General features: G+C 70.5%; 18 protein-coding genes and 1 pseudogene. 15 read left to right on the top strand and 4 right to left on the bottom strand.

Annotated elements, in window-relative coordinates; genetic code table 11:
• Window positions 1-132: 132 nt before the first annotated feature.
• The 6 genes from Pta02_RS15395 (at window position 133) to Pta02_RS15370 (ending at window position 5,709) form a co-directional block, all read left to right on the top strand.
• Window positions 133-456 (top strand): DUF2469 domain-containing protein, encoded by a 324-nt coding sequence (locus Pta02_RS15395; RefSeq protein ID WP_089208053.1) that lies wholly within the window; start codon window positions 133-135, stop codon window positions 454-456.
• A 695-nt stretch (window positions 457-1,151) separates the two neighbouring features.
• A complete protein-coding gene (locus Pta02_RS15390; protein ID WP_203875497.1) occupies window positions 1,152-1,505 on the top strand; it encodes a YraN family protein in 354 nt (117 codons plus the stop codon).
• A gap of 51 nt (window positions 1,506-1,556) precedes the next feature.
• Entirely contained in the window at window positions 1,557-3,251 is a 1,695-nt protein-coding gene (locus tag Pta02_RS15385) for a YifB family Mg chelatase-like AAA ATPase (RefSeq protein WP_239130629.1), read from the top strand.
• On the top strand, window positions 3,248-4,441 hold the full coding sequence (dprA, locus tag Pta02_RS15380) for a DNA-processing protein DprA (protein ID WP_239130627.1): 1,194 nt from the start codon (window positions 3,248-3,250) through the stop codon (window positions 4,439-4,441). The genes Pta02_RS15385 and dprA overlap by 4 nt, the downstream gene beginning before the upstream one ends.
• Before the next feature lie 227 nt (window positions 4,442-4,668).
• On the top strand, window positions 4,669-5,181 hold the full coding sequence (locus Pta02_RS42305) for a zinc ribbon domain-containing protein (RefSeq protein ID WP_373872381.1): 513 nt from the start codon (window positions 4,669-4,671) through the stop codon (window positions 5,179-5,181).
• Between the two features lie 9 nt (window positions 5,182-5,190).
• On the top strand, window positions 5,191-5,709 hold the full coding sequence (locus Pta02_RS15370; protein ID WP_203875495.1) for a hypothetical protein: 519 nt from the start codon (window positions 5,191-5,193) through the stop codon (window positions 5,707-5,709).
• Between the two features lie 95 nt (window positions 5,710-5,804).
• Here Pta02_RS15370 and Pta02_RS15365 read toward each other — a convergent pair whose 3' ends face one another.
• Window positions 5,805-6,410 (bottom strand): murein hydrolase activator EnvC family protein, encoded by a 606-nt coding sequence (locus tag Pta02_RS15365; protein WP_239130697.1) that lies wholly within the window; start codon window positions 6,408-6,410, stop codon window positions 5,805-5,807.
• Window positions 6,411-6,783: 373 nt separating this feature from the next.
• Window positions 6,784-8,004 carry an MFS transporter gene (locus Pta02_RS15360; RefSeq protein ID WP_239130619.1) on the bottom strand — a complete coding sequence of 407 codons (1,221 nt, stop codon included), beginning with the start codon at window positions 8,002-8,004 and terminating at the stop codon, window positions 6,784-6,786.
• A gap of 140 nt (window positions 8,005-8,144) precedes the next feature.
• Here Pta02_RS15360 and Pta02_RS15355 point away from each other — a divergent pair, with 140 nt between their 5' ends.
• The 6 genes from Pta02_RS15355 to Pta02_RS15330 all read left to right on the top strand — a co-directional run bounded on the left by Pta02_RS15355 (window position 8,145) and on the right by Pta02_RS15330 (window position 13,445).
• Window positions 8,145-8,855 (top strand): ArsR/SmtB family transcription factor, encoded by a 711-nt coding sequence (locus tag Pta02_RS15355; RefSeq protein ID WP_239130617.1) that lies wholly within the window; start codon window positions 8,145-8,147, stop codon window positions 8,853-8,855.
• A gap of 304 nt (window positions 8,856-9,159) precedes the next feature.
• The gene (gene rpsB / locus Pta02_RS15350) at window positions 9,160-10,110 is read left to right on the top strand and encodes a 30S ribosomal protein S2 (protein ID WP_203875492.1); all 951 of its coding nucleotides are present in this window, start codon (window positions 9,160-9,162) and stop codon (window positions 10,108-10,110) included.
• 144 nt (window positions 10,111-10,254) lie between these two features.
• The gene (gene tsf, locus Pta02_RS15345; RefSeq protein ID WP_203875491.1) at window positions 10,255-11,088 is read left to right on the top strand and encodes a translation elongation factor Ts; all 834 of its coding nucleotides are present in this window, start codon (window positions 10,255-10,257) and stop codon (window positions 11,086-11,088) included.
• A gap of 48 nt (window positions 11,089-11,136) precedes the next feature.
• The gene (gene pyrH, locus Pta02_RS15340) at window positions 11,137-11,907 is read left to right on the top strand and encodes a UMP kinase (protein WP_203875490.1); all 771 of its coding nucleotides are present in this window, start codon (window positions 11,137-11,139) and stop codon (window positions 11,905-11,907) included.
• Window positions 11,908-11,997: 90 nt separating this feature from the next.
• On the top strand, window positions 11,998-12,555 hold the full coding sequence (gene frr / locus Pta02_RS15335; RefSeq protein ID WP_203875489.1) for a ribosome recycling factor: 558 nt from the start codon (window positions 11,998-12,000) through the stop codon (window positions 12,553-12,555).
• 59 nt (window positions 12,556-12,614) lie between these two features.
• Complete coding sequence (locus Pta02_RS15330; RefSeq protein ID WP_373872380.1) at window positions 12,615-13,445, top strand: phosphatidate cytidylyltransferase; 831 nt, start codon at window positions 12,615-12,617, stop codon at window positions 13,443-13,445.
• Window positions 13,446-13,473: 28 nt separating this feature from the next.
• On the opposite strand, the gene Pta02_RS15325 is transcribed toward Pta02_RS15330, so the two are convergent.
• The gene (locus Pta02_RS15325) at window positions 13,474-14,553 is read right to left on the bottom strand and encodes a suppressor of fused domain protein (RefSeq protein ID WP_203875488.1); all 1,080 of its coding nucleotides are present in this window, start codon (window positions 14,551-14,553) and stop codon (window positions 13,474-13,476) included.
• 73 nt (window positions 14,554-14,626) lie between these two features.
• Here Pta02_RS15325 and rlmN point away from each other — a divergent pair, with 73 nt between their 5' ends.
• From rlmN to Pta02_RS15310, 3 genes are all read left to right on the top strand, one after another.
• Window positions 14,627-15,751, top strand: coding sequence for a dual-specificity RNA methyltransferase RlmN (gene rlmN, locus Pta02_RS15320; RefSeq protein ID WP_203875487.1), 1,125 nt, complete (start codon window positions 14,627-14,629; stop codon window positions 15,749-15,751).
• A gap of 106 nt (window positions 15,752-15,857) precedes the next feature.
• Window positions 15,858-16,433 carry a hypothetical protein gene (locus tag Pta02_RS15315; RefSeq protein ID WP_203875486.1) on the top strand — a complete coding sequence of 192 codons (576 nt, stop codon included), beginning with the start codon at window positions 15,858-15,860 and terminating at the stop codon, window positions 16,431-16,433.
• Window positions 16,434-16,863: 430 nt separating this feature from the next.
• A complete protein-coding gene (locus Pta02_RS15310) occupies window positions 16,864-17,211 on the top strand; it encodes an ArsR/SmtB family transcription factor (protein WP_203875485.1) in 348 nt (115 codons plus the stop codon).
• An 83-nt stretch (window positions 17,212-17,294) separates the two neighbouring features.
• On the opposite strand, the pseudogene Pta02_RS42465 reads toward Pta02_RS15310, so the two are convergent.
• Window positions 17,295-17,504: pseudogene (locus Pta02_RS42465) on the bottom strand (IS982 family transposase); the annotation flags it as partial.
• Window positions 17,505-17,769: the final 265 nt, after the last annotated feature.

Here is a 17,769-nt window from a genome sequence, read left to right as displayed (position 1 = left end):
GCCTCCAGCCGCCGTCCGCCGCGATCCGCGGCGGTGCGGTCCGAATCCGGTACGGCGATGGGCAAGAATGATGTGGGGGCCGGTGTCGTCTGATCGGGCGGGACCGGGAAGGCGTGTGACAGGAGGAACGGGATGAGCGCAGAGGATCTCGAGAAGTACGAGACCGAGATGGAGCTGCAGCTTTACCGTGAGTACCGCGATGTCGTCGGCCTGTTCACCTACGTCGTGGAGACCGAACGGCGTTTCTACCTCACCAACTCCGTGGACCTGGACGTCCGGACGGCCGAGAACGGTGATGTGTTCTTCGATGTGAAGATGCAGGACGCCTGGGTCTGGGACATGTACCGCCCCGCCAGGTTCGTCAAGAACGTCCGCGTCGTCACCTTCAAGGACGTCAACGTCGAAGAGCTGGCCAAGCCCGACCTCCAGATGCCCAAGGAGGGCTTCTCCGGCTGAGCCCGCCCGGCTTCGCCGACCGGCCTCGAAAACCCACCGCTCCCGACCCCGTCGCTCCCCGCCGGGCCCCTGCCGTCCTGCCCTGGGCGCACCTCGCGGCCGGCGCTTTCTCGCTGGGGTCCTTGATGTCCGGCGTTACGCTCTCGCTGCGGGTCCGACATCCTGGTGCTGCGCCCCGCTGAGGGGTCTTTGATGTCCGGCGTTACACCCCGCTGAGAGTCTTTGACGTCCCGGCCGGACGTCCCGCGGTCGTCACGTGTCCTTGGCGGAGGGTCCTCGGCACGTCCTCGCGCGGGCACCTCGTGCCCGCCCTCGGTGCTCCCGCCCGCCTGATCCCTGTGGCCACGCCATCCCCGGGCTTTTCCAAGATCATGTCCGTGGCCGTCCGTCTCGTCGTGCTCCCACGGGACTGGATCTTCTCGGCATCTCCTCGGCGCCGGTACGGCGGGGCGTGGCGGGGATCTCACCGGCGCCGCTGTACGGCGGGCGGCCGGGCCTGCTCACTCCCGCGCGCCGGGCCGGGCCTGTTCGGAGGGCGGGGATCGGAAGGCGGGGGATCGGAGGACGGGGGATCGGAGAGCGGGGGAGAGGTTCTCCACAGGTGACGGAGGGCTCCGCGTGTCGTCCACAGAAAGGCGTTCGCCTTCCCGCCGGAGGCGTGCGCTGCGCGAAGGTCGGGGACCGGAGGTGGTTCCATGGCCGCGAAAGACGAGCTCGGCAGGCACGGCGAACAGATCGCCGTCGGATACCTGCTGCGAAACGGCATGCAGATCCTGGACCGCAACTGGCGGTGCCCGGACGGTGAGATCGATGTGCTCGCCCGAGACGGGCGGGCGCTCGTCGTGGTGGAGGTGAAGACCCGCTCCGGCCGGACTCACGGGACCGCCCTCGAAGCGGTCAACAGAGCCAAGCTCGTACGGCTGCGCGGGCTCGCCGTCCAGTGGCTGAGCATGCAACGCGAGCGCTTCGAGTCGGTCCGGATCGACGTGGTGGCGCTGGAGCGGTTCGCGGGAGACTTCGCCATCCGCCACGAGCGGGGAGTGTGCTGAATGCCTCCCGGACTGTCGTGGATCACCGGAGTCATCCGGGGGGTGGCGTGAGTGGCCGTCGCACGCACGCGATGCGTCTGCCTGATCGGGGTGACCGGTCACGTCATCGACGTCGAGGCCGACGTCGGCAACGGCCTGGCCGGCATGCACCTCATCGGCATGCTGGACACCGCGCTCAGCGAGGCGCGGGACCGGGTCCGCTCGGCCGTGGTCAACAGCCACTACGCCTGGCCCGACGCGCGGATCACCGTGAGCCTGTTCCCCGCCAGCCTGCCCAAACGGGGCAGCACGTTCGATCTCGCGATCGCCGTCGCCCTGCTCGCGGCGGCCGGACTCGTGCCCAGGGCCAGAGCGGCCGACTCCTTCTTCCTGGGTGAGCTGGGCCTCGACGGCTCGCTCAGAACCGTGCGGGGAGTGCTCCCGTCCGTCCTGGCCGCGGTCGGCGCCGGTGCCGGCACGGTCGTCGTCCCGGCCCGCAACGGGCCCGAGGCCCGTCTCGTGCCCGGGGTGACGGTGATCCCGGTCAGCACGCTCGGCGAACTGGTGGGATGGCTGCGCAGCGGAGACCCGATCAATCTGCCGACTCTCACGGACCACCTGTTCGGGGAACCCGCCCCCGGCACGTCCGATGACCCCGGCAGCGAGCCGGGCGAAGGGACGGATCCCTCCAGCGGTCCGGGCCGTCCGGGAGACGGCCCCACCGGCTTCCCCACCGGCCTGTCCGCCCGCCTCTCCGCCGGGCCGGACATCCTGCGGACGCCGAACGACGGCGGCTCAGAGGCGCCCGCCCCCGACCTGTGCGACGTTGCGGGTCAGCCGTTCGCCCGCCGGGCTCTGGAGGTCTGCGCGGCCGGCGGTCACAACCTCTGGATGCTGGGACCGCCGGGCACCGGCAAGACGATGCTCGCCGAGCGGCTGCCCACCCTGCTCCCGGCTCTCGACCGCGACGAGGCGCTGGAGGTGACCGCGATCCACTCGGTCGCGGGGACGCTCCCCGCCGACCGGCCGCTGCTGGAACGTCCGCCCTTCATGGCACCCCACCACACGGCGACCATCGCGGCCATCGTCGGCGGAGGCAGCGGAACGATCCGCCCCGGCGCGGTTTCCCTTGCTCACAAGGGTGTTTTGTTTATGGACGAAGCTCCTGAATTCCCTACGAACGTCCTGGACGCGCTCCGCCAGCCTCTCGAGTCAGGTCAGGTGACGGTGTCCAGGGCGCTGGGCTCGGTCACGTTCCCGGCCCGGTTCATGCTGGTGCTGGCCGCCAACCCCTGCCCGTGCGCGCAGCGGACCCGTCCGGAGGAGCCGTGCCGGTGCACCCCCGCCGCCCGCCGCCGCTACCTGGCCAGGCTCTCCGGCCCGCTGCTGGACCGCATCGACGTCAAGGTCAGCGTCATGAGGGCGACCCGGAGAGAGCTGTTCGCCGACCGCCGCTTCATCGAATCGAGCCGGGTCGTGGCCGAGCGGGTGCTCCTGGCCCGCGAACGCGCGGCCAAGCGCTTCGCCGGCACGCCGTGGCGGTGCAACGCCGAGGTGCCCACCGGTGCCCTGCACAGCGAATACCGCCTACCGGCGAAGGCGATGACGCCGCTGCTCGGCTGCCTGGACAACGGGGTGCTGAGTGCCCGAGGGCTGGATCGGGTGCTCAGAGTCGCCTGGAGTCTGGCCGATCTCAAGGGTCGGGGAAGACCCGGCGTCGAGGAGACCAACGCCGCCCTCGGACTGTGGCTGGGAGAAGAGCGGTGAACGACCGATTCGCACGACTCACGCTGATGAGGCTGGCCGAGCCCGGTGACGCGGTGATGGGCAGGCTGGTGGCCGCGCACGGACCCGAGGCGGTGGTCGCGCAGATCCGCGCCGGACGGCTGGACGCAGGGTTCACCCGGTGGTTCGCGGGCACCTGCCGCCGCGGCGCGGACGGAAGGGCGGACGACGAGGCGGCGGCGAAGCTCGACCGGATCCTCGCCTCCTGGACGGCCCGGCTGAAGACGGCCGACCCCGGCTGCGACCTGGCCGACGGAGAGCGGATCGGAGCGCGCCTGATCGTGCCGGGCGACCCGGAGTGGCCCACCCAGCTGGACGACCTCGGCGACTCCCGGCCCCACGCACTGTGGCTGCACGGTGAGGCGAACCTGCGCTTCTCCTGCGTCCGGTCGGTCGCGATCGTCGGTTCCCGGGTGGCCACGCCGTACGGCACGCACGTCGCGACGGAGTTCGGCGCCGGGCTGAGCGAACGGGGATACGGGGTGGTCTCCGGCGGTGCCTACGGTGTGGACGGCGCGGCGCACCGCGGTGCCCTCGCCTGTGACGCGCCCACCGTCGCCGTGCTCGCCTGCGGCGCCGACGTGACCTATCCCACCGCGCACCACGATCTGTTCGCCGCCGTGCGCACGCAGGGCCTGCTGGTGAGCGAGTGCCCGATGGGCGTACGGCCGACCCGGCCACGTTTCCTGGTCCGCAACCGGCTCATCGCCGCACTGTCCCGGGGAACCCTCGTCGTCGAGGCTGCGGTGCGCAGCGGCGCCCTCAACACGGCCGGGCACGCGACCGGGCTCAACCGCCACCTGGCGGCCGTTCCCGGACCGGTCACCTCCGACACCTCTGCCGGATGCCACCGGCTTATCCGCCAGGGCGCGGCGGCCTGCGTCACCACCCCCGAGGAGATGATCGAACTCGTCGGCGCCATCGGAGGCGATCTCGCCCCCGAGCCCCGCGGCCCGGTCTTCTCCCGCGACCGGCTCTCCCCGGAGACCCGCCGCGTCCTGGAAGCCGTACCCACCCGAGCCGGAGCAGGTCCGGCGATCATCGCCCTCACGGCAGGCGTCGACCTCGACACGGTCCTGTCCTGCCTCGGCGGCCTCGCCGCAGCCGGATACGTCGAACGCGTCCCCCGAGGCTGGCGCCTACGCCCCAGCGCCCCACCCGACCACCCATGACCCATGACCGATCAAGCTGACCGACGCTGAGCCGCTGACCGTGGCCGTCGAGTCGCTGACCGACATCGAGCTGCTGACCGCGGCCGTGGCCCGCGTGCTGCTCGATATCCGCCTTGAGGCCCGTCGACCGCACTTCCTGCCGCGGCACCTCTCCCGGCGCACCCTTGTCTACCGGCCGGACCGGTTCGGTGGCATGAACCGCCTGAACGCCACTTCGACCTGGTGCTGTGAGACCTGGGCGTGCCCGACGTCACGTGAATCACGCCATCACCAAAGAGAGCGTGGCCGATGCGCAACGCATCGGACGCGGCATCGCCGTCGAAGAACTGGCGGGGATCCGGCGGGTACGGCTCCAGCCATCCCAGCGGGCCACGCTTTCGTCCTGGCCGTTCCACCGGTTGGGTGCTTTCCTGGCCTACGAGGCTTGCTGTAGCGGCGTGCCGTACGCGCAGGTGGATCCGGCCTGCGCCTCGCAGGTGTGCCCGGTGCTCCGGTGCCGGAACACCAGCCGGGGCAACCGTCCCCACCGGGGTGTCTTCTGCTGCCGGTCGTGTGGGTTCGCTGGGCCCGCCGATCACATCGCCGTCTGCAACGTCGCAGGACGGGCCCAGGTGGCCTGGGCGTTCGTCAACGCGCCCAACGACCCGGCCGTAGAAGACGGGGCGGTGTGTCCTGCGCATGTCGGCCAGGCGGCCGAGAAGGGCGCAGGTCTGGGGCTCCAGCCCTGGGGTGTTGGCTAGGGTGCACCGATGGGAGACATCTACGAGCTTGTGTTGTCGATGGACATCCGCGCTGACATCACCGATGACGAGCTTGCCGAACTGCGGTGGCATGTGGGGGTAGGGCCACGGCCCGAGCGGCTGCCGTTCGGCACTGACAATTACCTGGATGCCTATCCGCTCGGTGATCCCAATGACCCTGACTGCGAGTGGGAGACCGCGGAACCGGAGCCGGCGTTCGCGCAGCGTGGCGCCGCCTGGAAAGTGGGCGGCGCGCTCGTCGCCGAGCTGGTACGGCGGGAGCAGCCGGACGGCTGGTCGCTGACGGTCCGCCAGGAACTGCATCCCGACGCTTTCTACCAGCTCAGAACGTTGCTGGCCTGGCTCGGTCGTTCCTCGCTCAACGCACATGCCGCCGGTATCGAGTTTTTCGTCGGACACCTGCGTTTCTACGAGAGCGTTGAGATCGCACCACTCATTCTGCTGGACGGACGCATCCGCGTGCCGTCGGCGGTCGAATCGCACACCCCGCACTGGGTGGGCGCCTGAAAGATCCGTACGCGACGAGGTGAAGCGTCTTCGGCTTCATCGGTGACTGAGGAGCGAGGGGAGGGGCTCGGCCCGGTGGCATATCCCGGGTGATCTCATGGGGGAGCGGCCAGGGCGGCATGAAAGGCGGTCGGGGCGGTCTCGTGGAGGGCGGTCCAGGTGGGCAGGAGGCGGACCTGGCCGAGGCCGAGGAGGAGGAGCGGGTCGAGATAGTCTCGCGCCCGGAGCAGGCCCCAGTGGAGACAGGTGACCGGGCAGTGCCCGGGGACGTCCTCCACGGTGCCGATCACATCACCCGACGCGACCTCCTGGCCCAGCCGTACTGACGCGCGGACCGGCAGGTAGGTCGTCCGCAGTCCGCCGGGATGGAGCACGGTGACGACGCCACGTCCGGCGAGTGGCCCGGCATAGCCGATGGTTCCGGCACCCGCCGCGTGGACCTCCTCTCCTGCGGATGCGGCGAGATCGACGCCCCGGTGCCCGGCCAGCCAGGGCTGAGGGGGCGGGGCGAAGCCCTTCAGAACCCGGGGCCGCTCGGCGAAGGGCCACTCCCACCGGGGAAAGGACTCTCCCCACGGGTCACTCGGCCGCGCCGGGACGACCCGCTCAGTTGAGGCGGTGGGTCGCGTCCGCAGAACGGATGGCTGTTTCGGGGAGGAGAGCGGCCTCGCCCTCTGGGGAGACAGCGGCGCCGTGCTCACCGGGACCGGCGGATCCGTGACGGCCGATCCTGGAACGGCGATCAGCAGGGCCGTGAGGAGGGCGGCGATCGGATGAGAGGACACGGTCGGAAGGATGCTGCTCAGCGGAGGCGCTCAACGGGACCGATCGGGATTCTGTGGACAGCGGCCGTTCCTGTGGACAGCGGCCGTTCCTGTGGATGAGGGCCGGGCCGGGCGGATGGTGCTGAGGGTGCATCTGCGGATGGGGGCCGGGGCAGGGCAGATGGCGCCTGGGATGAACCGGCGCCGCAAGCCGGTGCAAGGGGAGAGGGGAACACTCGCCCGTCTGGTAGTGAGGCGCCCTGTGGGAGGCGGCATCCCGGGACTCGCGCCTGGGATCCATGTCAGGGATTCACGGCCGGGACTCGCGTTCGGAGGTGCGGAGGGGGGAGAGCCAGATGACGGGGATCGTCACCAGCACTCCCGCCGCGCACAGCCACAGCACCGGGCGCAGGCCCAGGAACTCGCCGAGGAGGCCGCCGGCGAGGCCGCCCAGGGCCGTGACGCCCTGGATGGCGAAGGTGATCGTGGCGTTGACCCGGCCGCGGAGGGTGTCGGAGGTCTCGCGCAGGACGACCGAGCCGAAGCAGACGGAGAAGGCGACGACGGCCGTACCGGTGATCAGGGTGCTGGCGGACATGAGGGCGAACTTGGCCCAGACGGGGCCGGAGGCCAGGGCGGCGACCACGAAGTCCAGGGGGAACAGCAGCACCGAGTAGACCAGCATCCGGTTCTCGCCGATCCGGGGGGCGAAGCGCATGGCGACGACCGCGCCGAGCAGGCCGCCCACACCGAAGAAGGCGGTGAGCGCGCCGATCATGCCGCCGGGGAGGTCGAGGGCCTTGACCGCGTAGATGACGAAGAGTGCCATGTAGGCGCTGCCGAAGAAGTTGATCGCGATCCCCGCGCCGCAGAGCGCGCGGAGCACCCGGTGTCCCGCCACCGCGGCCAGTCCCTCGCGGATCTCGGTCCACATGCCGCGGGGTTCGGCCGGAGTGTGGGTCTCCGGGGCCCTGATGCTCTGGATCAGGAATGCCGAGGCCAGGAACGACACCACGTTGACCAGCATCGCGAACGGCGCGGTGAAGATCTGGACGAGCGCGCCGGCGAGGCCGGGCCCGCCGACGGAGGCCAGGGAGTAGGCCGACTGGAACCCGGCCAGGGCCTGGGTGCGCTGGCTCTCGTGGACCACCGAGGTCAGGTGCGGGAAGTTGAACGTACGGAAGATCACGGAGCAGGTGCCCACGACGAAGGTCACCGCGATCAGCCACGGCACGCTCAGCAGTCCGGCGATCCAGGCCAGGGGGATCGTGGCCACGGCGACGGCCGAGATCGCCTCGCAGGTGACCATGGTCGGCCGGTGCCACCGCGCCCGGTCGGCCAGGGTCCCGGCCGGAAGCCCGATCAGCAGGTAGGGCAACGAGGCTGCGGCGGTGAGCACGCCCATGTGGGCGGGCGAGGCGCCGAGCAGGGTCGCCGCGACCAGCGGTACGGCCAGCCGGGAGACCTCGGTCCCGGCCTCGGAGACGGCTCGCGCCGAGAGCAGCAACCGGTAGTCACGCTGTTTGCGCAAGGGGGCGGGCTGGAGCATCGGAACCTCACACGCCTTTCTGAAGGATTCGCTTCATATGTATGAAGGTAACCCTTCAGAGTTGTGAAGGCAATGCTTCACATCTGGGAGCGGGTGCGGCCCGGAGCGGGTACGGTCTGCGTATGGCCGAGGAGAAGCGCAGGGAGGAGCGGGAGCTCAGCGATCCCCGGGCGATGCGGGCGCTGGCCCATCCCGCCCGGCTCGCCATCCTGAACAAGATCCAGACGGACGGCACCTCCACCGCCACGGAGGTCGCCGAGGTCGTCGGAGTCACGCCGAGCGCGGCGAGCTACCACCTGCGCATGCTGGCCAAGTACGGCTTCGTCGAGGACGCGCCGCCGCGCGGCGACGGCCGTGAGCGGGTGTGGCGGCGCGTCAGGACGAGCTGGACCGTCAGTCCCGACGTCGACGACCAGCCCGAGGTGCGGGCGGCGAAGAACGTGCTGATCAACCTCGTCCGCGACGAGGCGGCGGCCGAGGCGAAGCGCGCGCTGGAGAACTTCGACCGGGAGCCGCAGGAGTGGCGGGACGCGAGCACGTTCGCCCGCTCCGTGCTGTTCGTCGACGCCGCCGAGCTGAAAGAGCTGATCCGGCGGATCGACGAGCTCATCGATCCCTACCGGGTCAGCGTCCGGGACCGGAGTCAGGCCCCTCCGGGCGCGAGGATCGCCGAGGCGCAGGTCTCGGTGTTCCCCCGCGCCGAACGGCGGCCGCACGGGCTGCCCTCCGAGGACCACGGGGAGCCCTCCTCCGCCGCGAACACCGGGAACACCGGGAACACCGGGAACACCGCGAACACCGCGGACATCAGGGACGGCGAAGGATCGCTCTAAGGGCGCCCCGGCTCGTTCCGGGAGGGCGCCCCGGGGCCGCTTCCGCGGGAGCCGGGGCCGGGCGTTCCGGGGGCGCCGGGCGTGGCCCGGCCCCGGAAGGTCGGCCGGAGGTGCCGCTACGGGTACAATTTCCGATGGCCTGTCACTGGCGGGCCGACTTCGCATGCCCCCTCAGGGGTCGCTCCCTCGGTCCGGGTCCATGACTCGGCGGGAGTGATCCGGGGGCATCAGGGTGGCGGCCGAGGGCCGCCGCGCCAACCGAAACGCATCCGATCACGGGTGCCCCGACCTGGAGGACAATCACATGTCCACCCCCGTCGTCACCATGCGACAGCTCCTTGAGAGCGGCGTTCACTTCGGTCACCAGACCCGTCGCTGGAACCCGAAGATGAAGCGCTTCATCTTCACCGAGCGCAACGGCATCTACATCATCGACCTGCAGAAGTCGCTGTCGTACATCGACCGTGCCTACGACTTCGTCAAGGAGACCGTCGCGCACGGCGGCACGATCATGTTCATCGGCACGAAGAAGCAGGCGCAGGAGGCCATCGCCGAGCAGGCCGCCCGCGTCGGCATGCCGTACGTCAACCAGCGCTGGCTGGGTGGCATGCTCACCAACTTCTCCACCGTGCACAAGCGGCTGCAGCGTCTGAAGGAGCTCGAGGAGCTCGACTTCGACAACGTCGCGGCGTCGGGGCTCACCAAGAAGGAGCTCCTCATGCGCCGTCGTGAGAAGGAGAAGCTGGAGCGCACCCTCGGCGGTATCCGCGACATGTCCCGCGTGCCCAGCGCGGTGTGGGTCGTCGACACCAAGAAGGAGCACATCGGGATCAGCGAGGCCCGCAAGCTCAACATCCCGGTCGTCGCGATCCTCGACACCAACTGCGACCCGGACGAGGTCGACTACCCGATCCCGGGTAACGACGACGCCATCCGCGCCGTCGGCCTGCTGACCCGCGTGGTCGCCGACGCCGTCGCCGCCGGCCTGATGGCCCGCGCCGGCGCCGGTCGCGGCGGCGACGACAAGCCGGCCGTCGCCGGTGGCGCCGAGCCGCTGGCCGAGTGGGAGCAGGAGCTCCTCGAGGGCTCGGCCGCTCCGGCCGCGGAGGCCCCGGCCGCTGAGGTCACCGAGGCCCCTGAGGTCACTGAGGTCACCGAGGCTCCTGAGGCCACTGAGGCTGCCGAGGCCGCCCCGGTCGCCGAGAACGACGCCGAGGCCGAGACCGCTCAGGCCGACGACGCCGAGCAGGCCTAGCCTCCCCTCGTACGGCGCAGGCCGTACGATCCGCAAGGCTCCTTCCGGGTGGGTGCGCCCGTCACGGCGCACCCGCCCGATCCACCCAGACACCGATCCGTGCCGACTTCCGGGATCGGTGATGATTCCCACGAGGAAAAGACAATGGCTTCCGTGAACATGGCCGACGTCAAGCGGCTTCGTGAGCTGACCGCGGCCGGGATGATGGACTGCAAGAAGGCGCTGGAGGAGGCCGAGGGCGATTTCGACCGCGCCGTCGAGCTCCTGCGCCTCAAGGGCGCCAAGGACGTCGGCAAGCGTGAGGCCCGCACCGCCTCCAACGGCCTCGTCGCCCTGAAGCAGGACGACGAGTCCGCCGCCGCGCTGCTCGAGCTCAACTGCGAGACCGACTTCGTCGCCAAGGGCGAGCGCTTCCAGGAGCTCGCGGCCCAGGTCGTCGGGCACATCCTCGCGAGCAAGCCGGCCGACGTGCCGACCCTGCTCGAGTCGCAGCTCGAGGGCAAGAGCGTCAAGGAGCTGCTCGACGAGGCGAACGCCGCGCTCGGCGAGAAGATCGAGATCCGCCGCTTCGCTCTCCTGGAGGGCGGCTACGTCGGCGCCTACATGCACAAGAGCGACCCGCAGCTCCCGCCGACGGTCGGCGTTCTGGTGCAGCTCGACACCGCCAACGCCGAGGTCGCCAAGGACATCGCGCAGCACGCCGCCGCGATGGCTCCGAAGTACCTCACCGCCGAGCAGGTCCCCGCCGACGTCATCGAGAAGGAGCGCGCGCTCTTCGAGGAGATGACCCGCGAGGAGGGCAAGCCCGAGGCCGCCATCGCCAAGATCGTCGACGGTCGCGTCAACGGCTGGTACCGCGACTTCACCCTGCTCCAGCAGGCGTTCGTCAAGGACAACAAGAAGTCCGTGGAGAAGTACGCCGACGAGAACGGCGTGAAGGTCCAGGCCTTCGTCCGCTTCAAGGTGGGCCAGGCTTAGTCTTAACCCAGCTTCTCTCAACAGAACACCTACGAGGAGGCCGCCGTCGTGCAGGAGAACTCAGAACCCGCTACGTCGGCGGTTTCGTCGTACGCGGGCACGCTCCGCTGGAAGCGCGTCATGCTGAAGCTGTCCGGTGAGGCCTTCGCCGGCGGCGAGCCGCTGGGCATCGACCCCTCGGTGGTCGGCCACCTGGCGGACTCGATCGCCGAGGCCGTCCGGGTGGGCGTGCAGGTGTCGGTCGTGGTCGGCGGGGGCAACATGTTCCGCGGCGCCGCGCTGTCCGAGCGCGGTATGGACCGCGCCCGCGCCGACTACATGGGCATGCTCGGCACCGTCATCAACTGCCTGGCGCTCCAGGATTTCCTGGAGAAGCGGGGGATCGACACCCGCGTCCAGACGGCCATCACCATGCAGCAGGTGGCCGAGCCCTTCCTGCCCCGCCGCGCCATCCGCCACCTGGAGAAGGGGCGCGTGGTCATCTTCGGGGCCGGGCTCGGCTCGCCGTTCTTCTCCACCGACACCTGCGCCGCGCAGCGCGCGCTGGAGATCGGCGCCGAGGCGCTGCTCAAGGGCACCCAGGTGGACGGCGTCTACGACGCCGACCCCAGGAAGAATCCCGACGCCGTCCGGTTCGATCACCTCGAGTACGGTGAGGTGCTCACCCGGGGCCTCGGCGTCATGGACGCCACCGCCATCAGCCTGTGCATGGACAACGGTCTGCCGATCGTGGTCTTCGATCTGATGGGTGAGGGCAACATCCTGAGGGCGGTCCGTGGTGAGAAAATCGGCACGCTGGTGAGTCCGGCAGGGAAATAGGACGCGAACCTGACGGAGCGGAGCGGTACGCGGCGAGCGGCCCGTGAAGCGCGCGGGAACGGTGAGTGACGTAGAAGACAGGGAGCCGCTGTGATCGACGAAACCCTCCTCGAAGCCGAGGAAAAGATGGACAAGGCCGTCGCGGTGGCGAAGGACGACTTCGCCGGCATCCGCACGGGCCGCGTCACCCCGTCCATGTTCAACAAGATCAACGCTGAGTACTACGGGACGCCCACCCCCATTCAGCAGCTGGCCTCGTTCCACGTCCCCGAGGCTCGCATGGTCATCATCCAGCCCTACGACAAGGGGTCGATGGCCGCGATCGAGCGTGCCATCCGAGACTCCGACCTGGGCGTCAACCCGGGCAACGACGGTCAGGTCATCCGCGTGGCCTTCCCCGAGCTGTCGGAGGAGCGCCGCAAGGAGTACATCAAGGTGGCCCGCACCAAGGCCGAGCAGTCCAGGGTCTCGGTGCGCAACATCCGCCGCCACGCCAAGGAGACCCTCGACAAGATGGTCAAGGACGGCGAGGCCGGCGAGGACGAGGTGCGTCGCGCCGAGAAGGAGCTCGACGACCTCACCCAGAAGCACGTCGCCAAGATCGATGAGCTGCTCAAGCACAAGGAAGCCGAGCTGCTCGAAGTGTGAGCAACGGTCCTTGTCCCGCGTGGTCTCGGCCGCGCGGGACAAGGATTTTTCGTACGAGAGTGGGACCAGTGGAACCAGCGGCGGGCGCTAGCCGTACAGGACGGAATCTCCCCGCCGCGATCGCGGTGGGCGTGGGCCTGGGAGCGGCCGTCATCGGCTCCCTCTACACGGTCAAGGAGCTCTTCCTCGCCGTGGTGATCGCGGCGGTCGGCGTCGGGGTGTCGGAACTCGTCCAGGCGTTCGCGAGCAGGCAGATCGGCGTCCCGCTGATCCCCGCGCTCGCCGGGATGACGGCCATGCTCGCCGGCGCCTACTGGGGCGGGCCCGGCTGGCTGCTCGCGATCTTCGCGACGGTCGTCGTGGGGCTGATGATCTGGCGGATGTTCCGGGGGACGGACGGCTACGTCCGCGACGTCACCGCGACGATCCTGGTCACGGTCTACCCGGCGATGCTGGCCGGGTTCGTGGCGCTCATGCTCGCCCAGGATCAGGGGCCGGACCGGGTGGTGGTCTTCATCGCGACCACCGTCGCCAGCGACATCGGCGGGTACGCCGCCGGGGTCCTGTTCGGCAGGCACAAGATGTCCCCGGTGATCAGCCCGAAGAAGACCTGGGAGGGCTTCGCCGGTTCGGCGCTGGCCTGCATGGCCGTGGGCGGCTGGCTGACGGTGTGGCTGCTGGAGACCGAGATCTGGAAGGGCGTGCTGATCGGCGTGGTCGTCGTTGTCCTCGCCACGCTCGGCGACCTGGTCGAGTCGGTCATCAAGCGGGATCTCGGGATCAAGGACATGAGCAGCGTGCTGCCGGGCCACGGCGGGATGATGGACCGCCTCGACTCTCTGGTCGCCGCGGTGGTCCCGGTCTGGGCGCTGCTGAGCCTGCTGGCGTGAGCCCGGCCGCGGTCCCGTCGGGCCTCTCCTAGGAGGCCCGGATGAGACGGTCGGCCGACAGCAGGGGGAGCAACTCCCGATAGTCATGCGCCGCCGTCTCCAGCTCCTCGGCGGTGACGGGCACCAGCCACAGCCACTGCACGGCGTCGCCGCCGAAGGTGAAACCGGACGGGTCGGGCAGGCCGGGCAGTCCGGCGAGCAGGATGACGCCGCTGTAGGCGGAACCGAGCGGGAAGGTCTCCGGCCGGTGGTACCACCGGGCCGTGTGGCCGTGGCCGAGCCAGGTGACCGAGTGCCACGGATACTGGCCCAGCCACATGAACAGCCGGGCCGCGTCCCGCGGGTCGCCGGGGGTGGCCACGGCGAGCTCGACCCGGGCGTAGGCGTCCGGCCGGTCGATGTACTGCTCCACGGTGGGCATGCGCTGGCAGCTCATCCCGACCGTGGACAGGATGGTGTACCGGCGGCTGCGCTCCGGGGGCCGCTCGGTGATCCCCACGGTCGGCAGCCGCCCGCCGCCCGCGTCCCAGAACCGGCCCGCCGACCCCACGGCCCGGTCCAGGTGCCCCATCACGAACTGCTGGAACGACGCCCACGCGCCGTCGCCGCCGCGCCATTCCCAGTAGGAGCGGGCCTTGGCCAGCCGGGGGGCCAGCCCTTCGCGGGCCTCCTCCAGCGACCACGCGAACGGGGTCTCGCCGATGGCGTCGCGGGAGTAGCCGGGCATGGCCCTGGTCATGTCCGCCCAGCCAGGAATGACCGCGAGCAGTTCGTCGTTCTCGTACAGGGCGACGCCGTCGCCCTCCTCGAACCAGAGCGGCCGCAGCGTGCCCAGCGGCGGCCGGCCGGAGGGGTGCCGGGTGTTGGCCCGGGGCGCCACCGGGGGGCGGCCGGAGTTCAGGCGGTTGAGATCGATCGCCGGCGGGGCCGGGGCGTGGTTGGCCAGCCAGACCGCTCCGTGCACCGCCCCCGTGGGTTCGCACAGGTAAGCTACCGAGGAAATCTCGTCGCGCTCGACCACCAGGGTCCGGCTTCCGTAGGGATTGACGTCGGTGAGCACGACCTCGACGCCGTCTCCCCGCTCACCCGTGGAGCGGAATGTCGCCATACATCCGGACTTTAGATCAAGGGCCGGGTGCCGCTTCGAGTATTCGCACAATCGTCGAGAGAAGGCTTCGGACGTGTCGACTGCCAGCCCGACCGGGACCCCCGCTCCCGGCCAGCTCACCTTCGTGGCGCCCCGCCGGGCCAAGCCCGCGCGCCACCTGGCCGACCTCACCATGGCCGAGCGCCGGGCGGCCGTCGTCGAGCTGGGCGAGAAGCCCTTCCGCGCCGACCAGCTCTCCAAGCACTACTTCGACAAGCTCAACGGCGACCCGGCGACGATGACAGACCTGCCCGCCGCGGCGCGCGAGAAGCTCGGGACCGCCCTGTTCCCCACGCTCCTGACCCCCGTACGGGAGCTGACCAGCGACGGCGGCACCACCCGCAAGACGCTGTGGCGGCTGTTCGACGGCGCACTGGTGGAGTCGGTGCTCATGCGCTACACCGACCGCACCACGATGTGCGTGTCCTCCCAGGCGGGCTGCGGCATGAACTGCCCGTTCTGCGCCACCGGCCAGGCGGGGCTGACCCGCAACATGTCGACGGCCGAGATCGTCGAGCAGGTCGTCGCCGGCGCCCGGGCGCTGGCCGCCGGCGAGGTGCCCGGCGGTCCCGGCCGGGTCAGCAACGTGGTCTTCATGGGCATGGGCGAGCCGCTGGCCAACTACAAGGCCGTGATCGGCGCCGTCCGCCGGCTGGTCGAGCCCTCGCCCTCCGGCCTGGGCATCTCCGCCCGCGGGGTCACCGTCTCCACGGTCGGCCTGGTCCCCGCGATCGGCAAGCTCGCCGACGAGGGACTGCCGGTGACGCTGGCGCTGTCCCTGCACGCCCCCGACGACGAGCTCCGCGACACCCTGGTGCCGATCAACACCCGCTGGAAGGTCTCCGAGGTCCTGGCCGCCGCCTGGGACTACGCGGCGAAGACCAAGCGCCGCGTCTCCATCGAGTACGCCCTGATCAAGGACATCAACGACCAGGAGTGGCGGGCCGACCTGCTCGGCAAGCTCGTCAGGAACAAGCTCGTGCACGTCAACCTGATCCCGCTCAACCCCACGCCCGGCTCCAAGTGGACGGCCTCGCGCCCCGAGGACGAGCGGGCCTTCGTCCGCCGCCTGGAGTACCACGGCATCCCGGTCACGGTCCGCGACACCCGCGGCCGCGAGATCGACGGCGCCTGCGGCCAGCTCGCCGCCGCCGAATAGCGGTCCCGGACGACGGGCGGACCCCGGCTCCCCGAGGGGAGCCGGGGTCCGCCCGTTACCAGAGGGTTCCAAGTGGCACGCAAGCCCGCCGGTGGATCCTCAGAGGGTGAACATCGCGAGAATCTCCCTGACGGCGCTCCTGGCGGGCGTCCTGGCGGGGTGCACCTATACCGTCGAGGCCGACCTGACCGCGGACGCGGCGTCCCCGGAGAAGACGAAGGCGCCCGGCACCTTCGCCGAGCCGTTCCCCGACAGGCTGTTCACGATGGACCGCGTCTCCGTCGTGCCCGCCGCGGGGGACGCCGTGGTCCCGGACGGGCCGCACCACAAGGCCGCCGGCCGGCAGCTGACCGTGACCTACCGCAGCGGTGAGGGACCCACTGCGGGCCAGCAGGTCACCGCCACCGGAGCCCAGGCCCAGGTGAGCGACCTCAAGGCCGCTCTGGACTGGCTGACCGAGAAGGCCGGCACGCCGGCCGGGGCGAGGACGGGCTGGGTTCCGGTGAGCCCCGGAGTGTCCCCCGCCGCGGCCGCCTGCCAGAACCTCGCCGAGGGCGAGGGCACCCGCTGCTACTGGGTCGACGCCGACACGGTGGGCTTCCTGCACATGTCGAAGGAGGCGGCGCCGTACATCCCCTTCGGCAAGACCCGGCTCGCGCTGGAGGACCTGCAGGAGAAGTAGCCCGTCACGGGCCGAGACGGTGCGGGTGACGGCGATCGGCGTGGCGCCGATCCGCCCGGCGACCCGGATGGCGGCCAGGCCGACGCTGCTGGACGCCGCGTTCAGCACGACCGTGTCTCCGGGGCGCATTCCGCCGACCTCCACGAGCCCGCCGTAGGCGGTGACGTACGGCATCCACACCGCCGCGCCCTCGACCGCGTCGAGTCCCTCGGGACGCCGTACCACCGCCGCCGCGGGCACGATCGCCCGCTCGGCGTAGACGCCGTAGTCGTTCTGCGAGAACGCCGGTACGGTGCTGATCGCGTCCCCGGGCCGGAACCCGGTCACGCCCTCGCCCACCGCCTCGTCCTCACGTCGTGATGAATGTGATCCACTCAAACACGAAAGTACGATGGAGATCAAACTTTGATGGCTGTCGTACTATGGGGCCATGGAGGCCGACCGAATCCCCCACCACCCCGATGTACGGACGATCACGCTGCAGCGGGTCCTCGAAGCCGTCGTCGACCCGGTACGGCGGAGCATCGTCACGCAGTTGTGCGATGCCTCCGGCGACATCGCCTGCGGCGGGTTCGACCTGCCCGTGAGCAAGTCCACGGCCACACACCACTTCCGGATCCTGCGCGAGGCCGGTCTCATCCGGCAGTACTACGCCGGCACCTCACGGATGAACGCCCTGAGACGCGATGAGATCGACGAGGTCTTCCCCGGTCTCCTCGACGCCATCGTCACAGCCGAGCGACCGGCGAGTGATGCCGAACGCGCCACGGCCGGTTAGGCGTGCGGCGTGGGCGGGTCTATCGGCTGGACGAGTAAATCCGAAGGCAGGTCAATGGTCGTAAGCGATCAATGACCGGGTGATGGGCCGGCCGGTGCCCGGGTGATGGGCAAGCCCGCCGGCGTGCACAGCAGATGCAGGCGCAGCCTCAAAACCAGCGTGAATGGGAACGGCACTGGCCATAACCGGCCCAGCCGGCCAGCTGCGAGCGGTAGACGGTCGGGCGCGAGCGGCCGCACTCGATCGAGGGTGGAGTCGATGACCCGCACCGGATCGGCCCACAGGTCGGCGTCGGTCAGCCGCGGCGGGCGTCCCGGTCGCGCTGGGCACCCGAGCCGGCCGTCGGTCCTGACCTGCCGTGCGATCGCAAAGGGTGTCGGTCACCCGTCGATCCCCGACACCCTTCGTTGCGTGCGCTCCGGCGTGGCGGCCGGGTTCGGCTGCCGTGCGGCGCAGCGTGGGTGGGCGACACCCGGCCCACCGGGGACGCGCCTGATGGGTGGGCTCACCCGCCCGGTACGCATCGCCGTACCGCTCTCCGCGTCAGGACTTATTCAT

This window comes from Paraplanobispora takensis (assembly GCF_016863195.1).
In the GTDB taxonomy this organism is placed as follows: Bacteria; Actinomycetota; Actinomycetes; order Streptosporangiales; family Streptosporangiaceae; genus Planobispora; species Planobispora takensis.
Note: the sequence above shows the minus strand (reverse complement) of the source record. Positions and strands in the feature narration are given on the sequence as shown.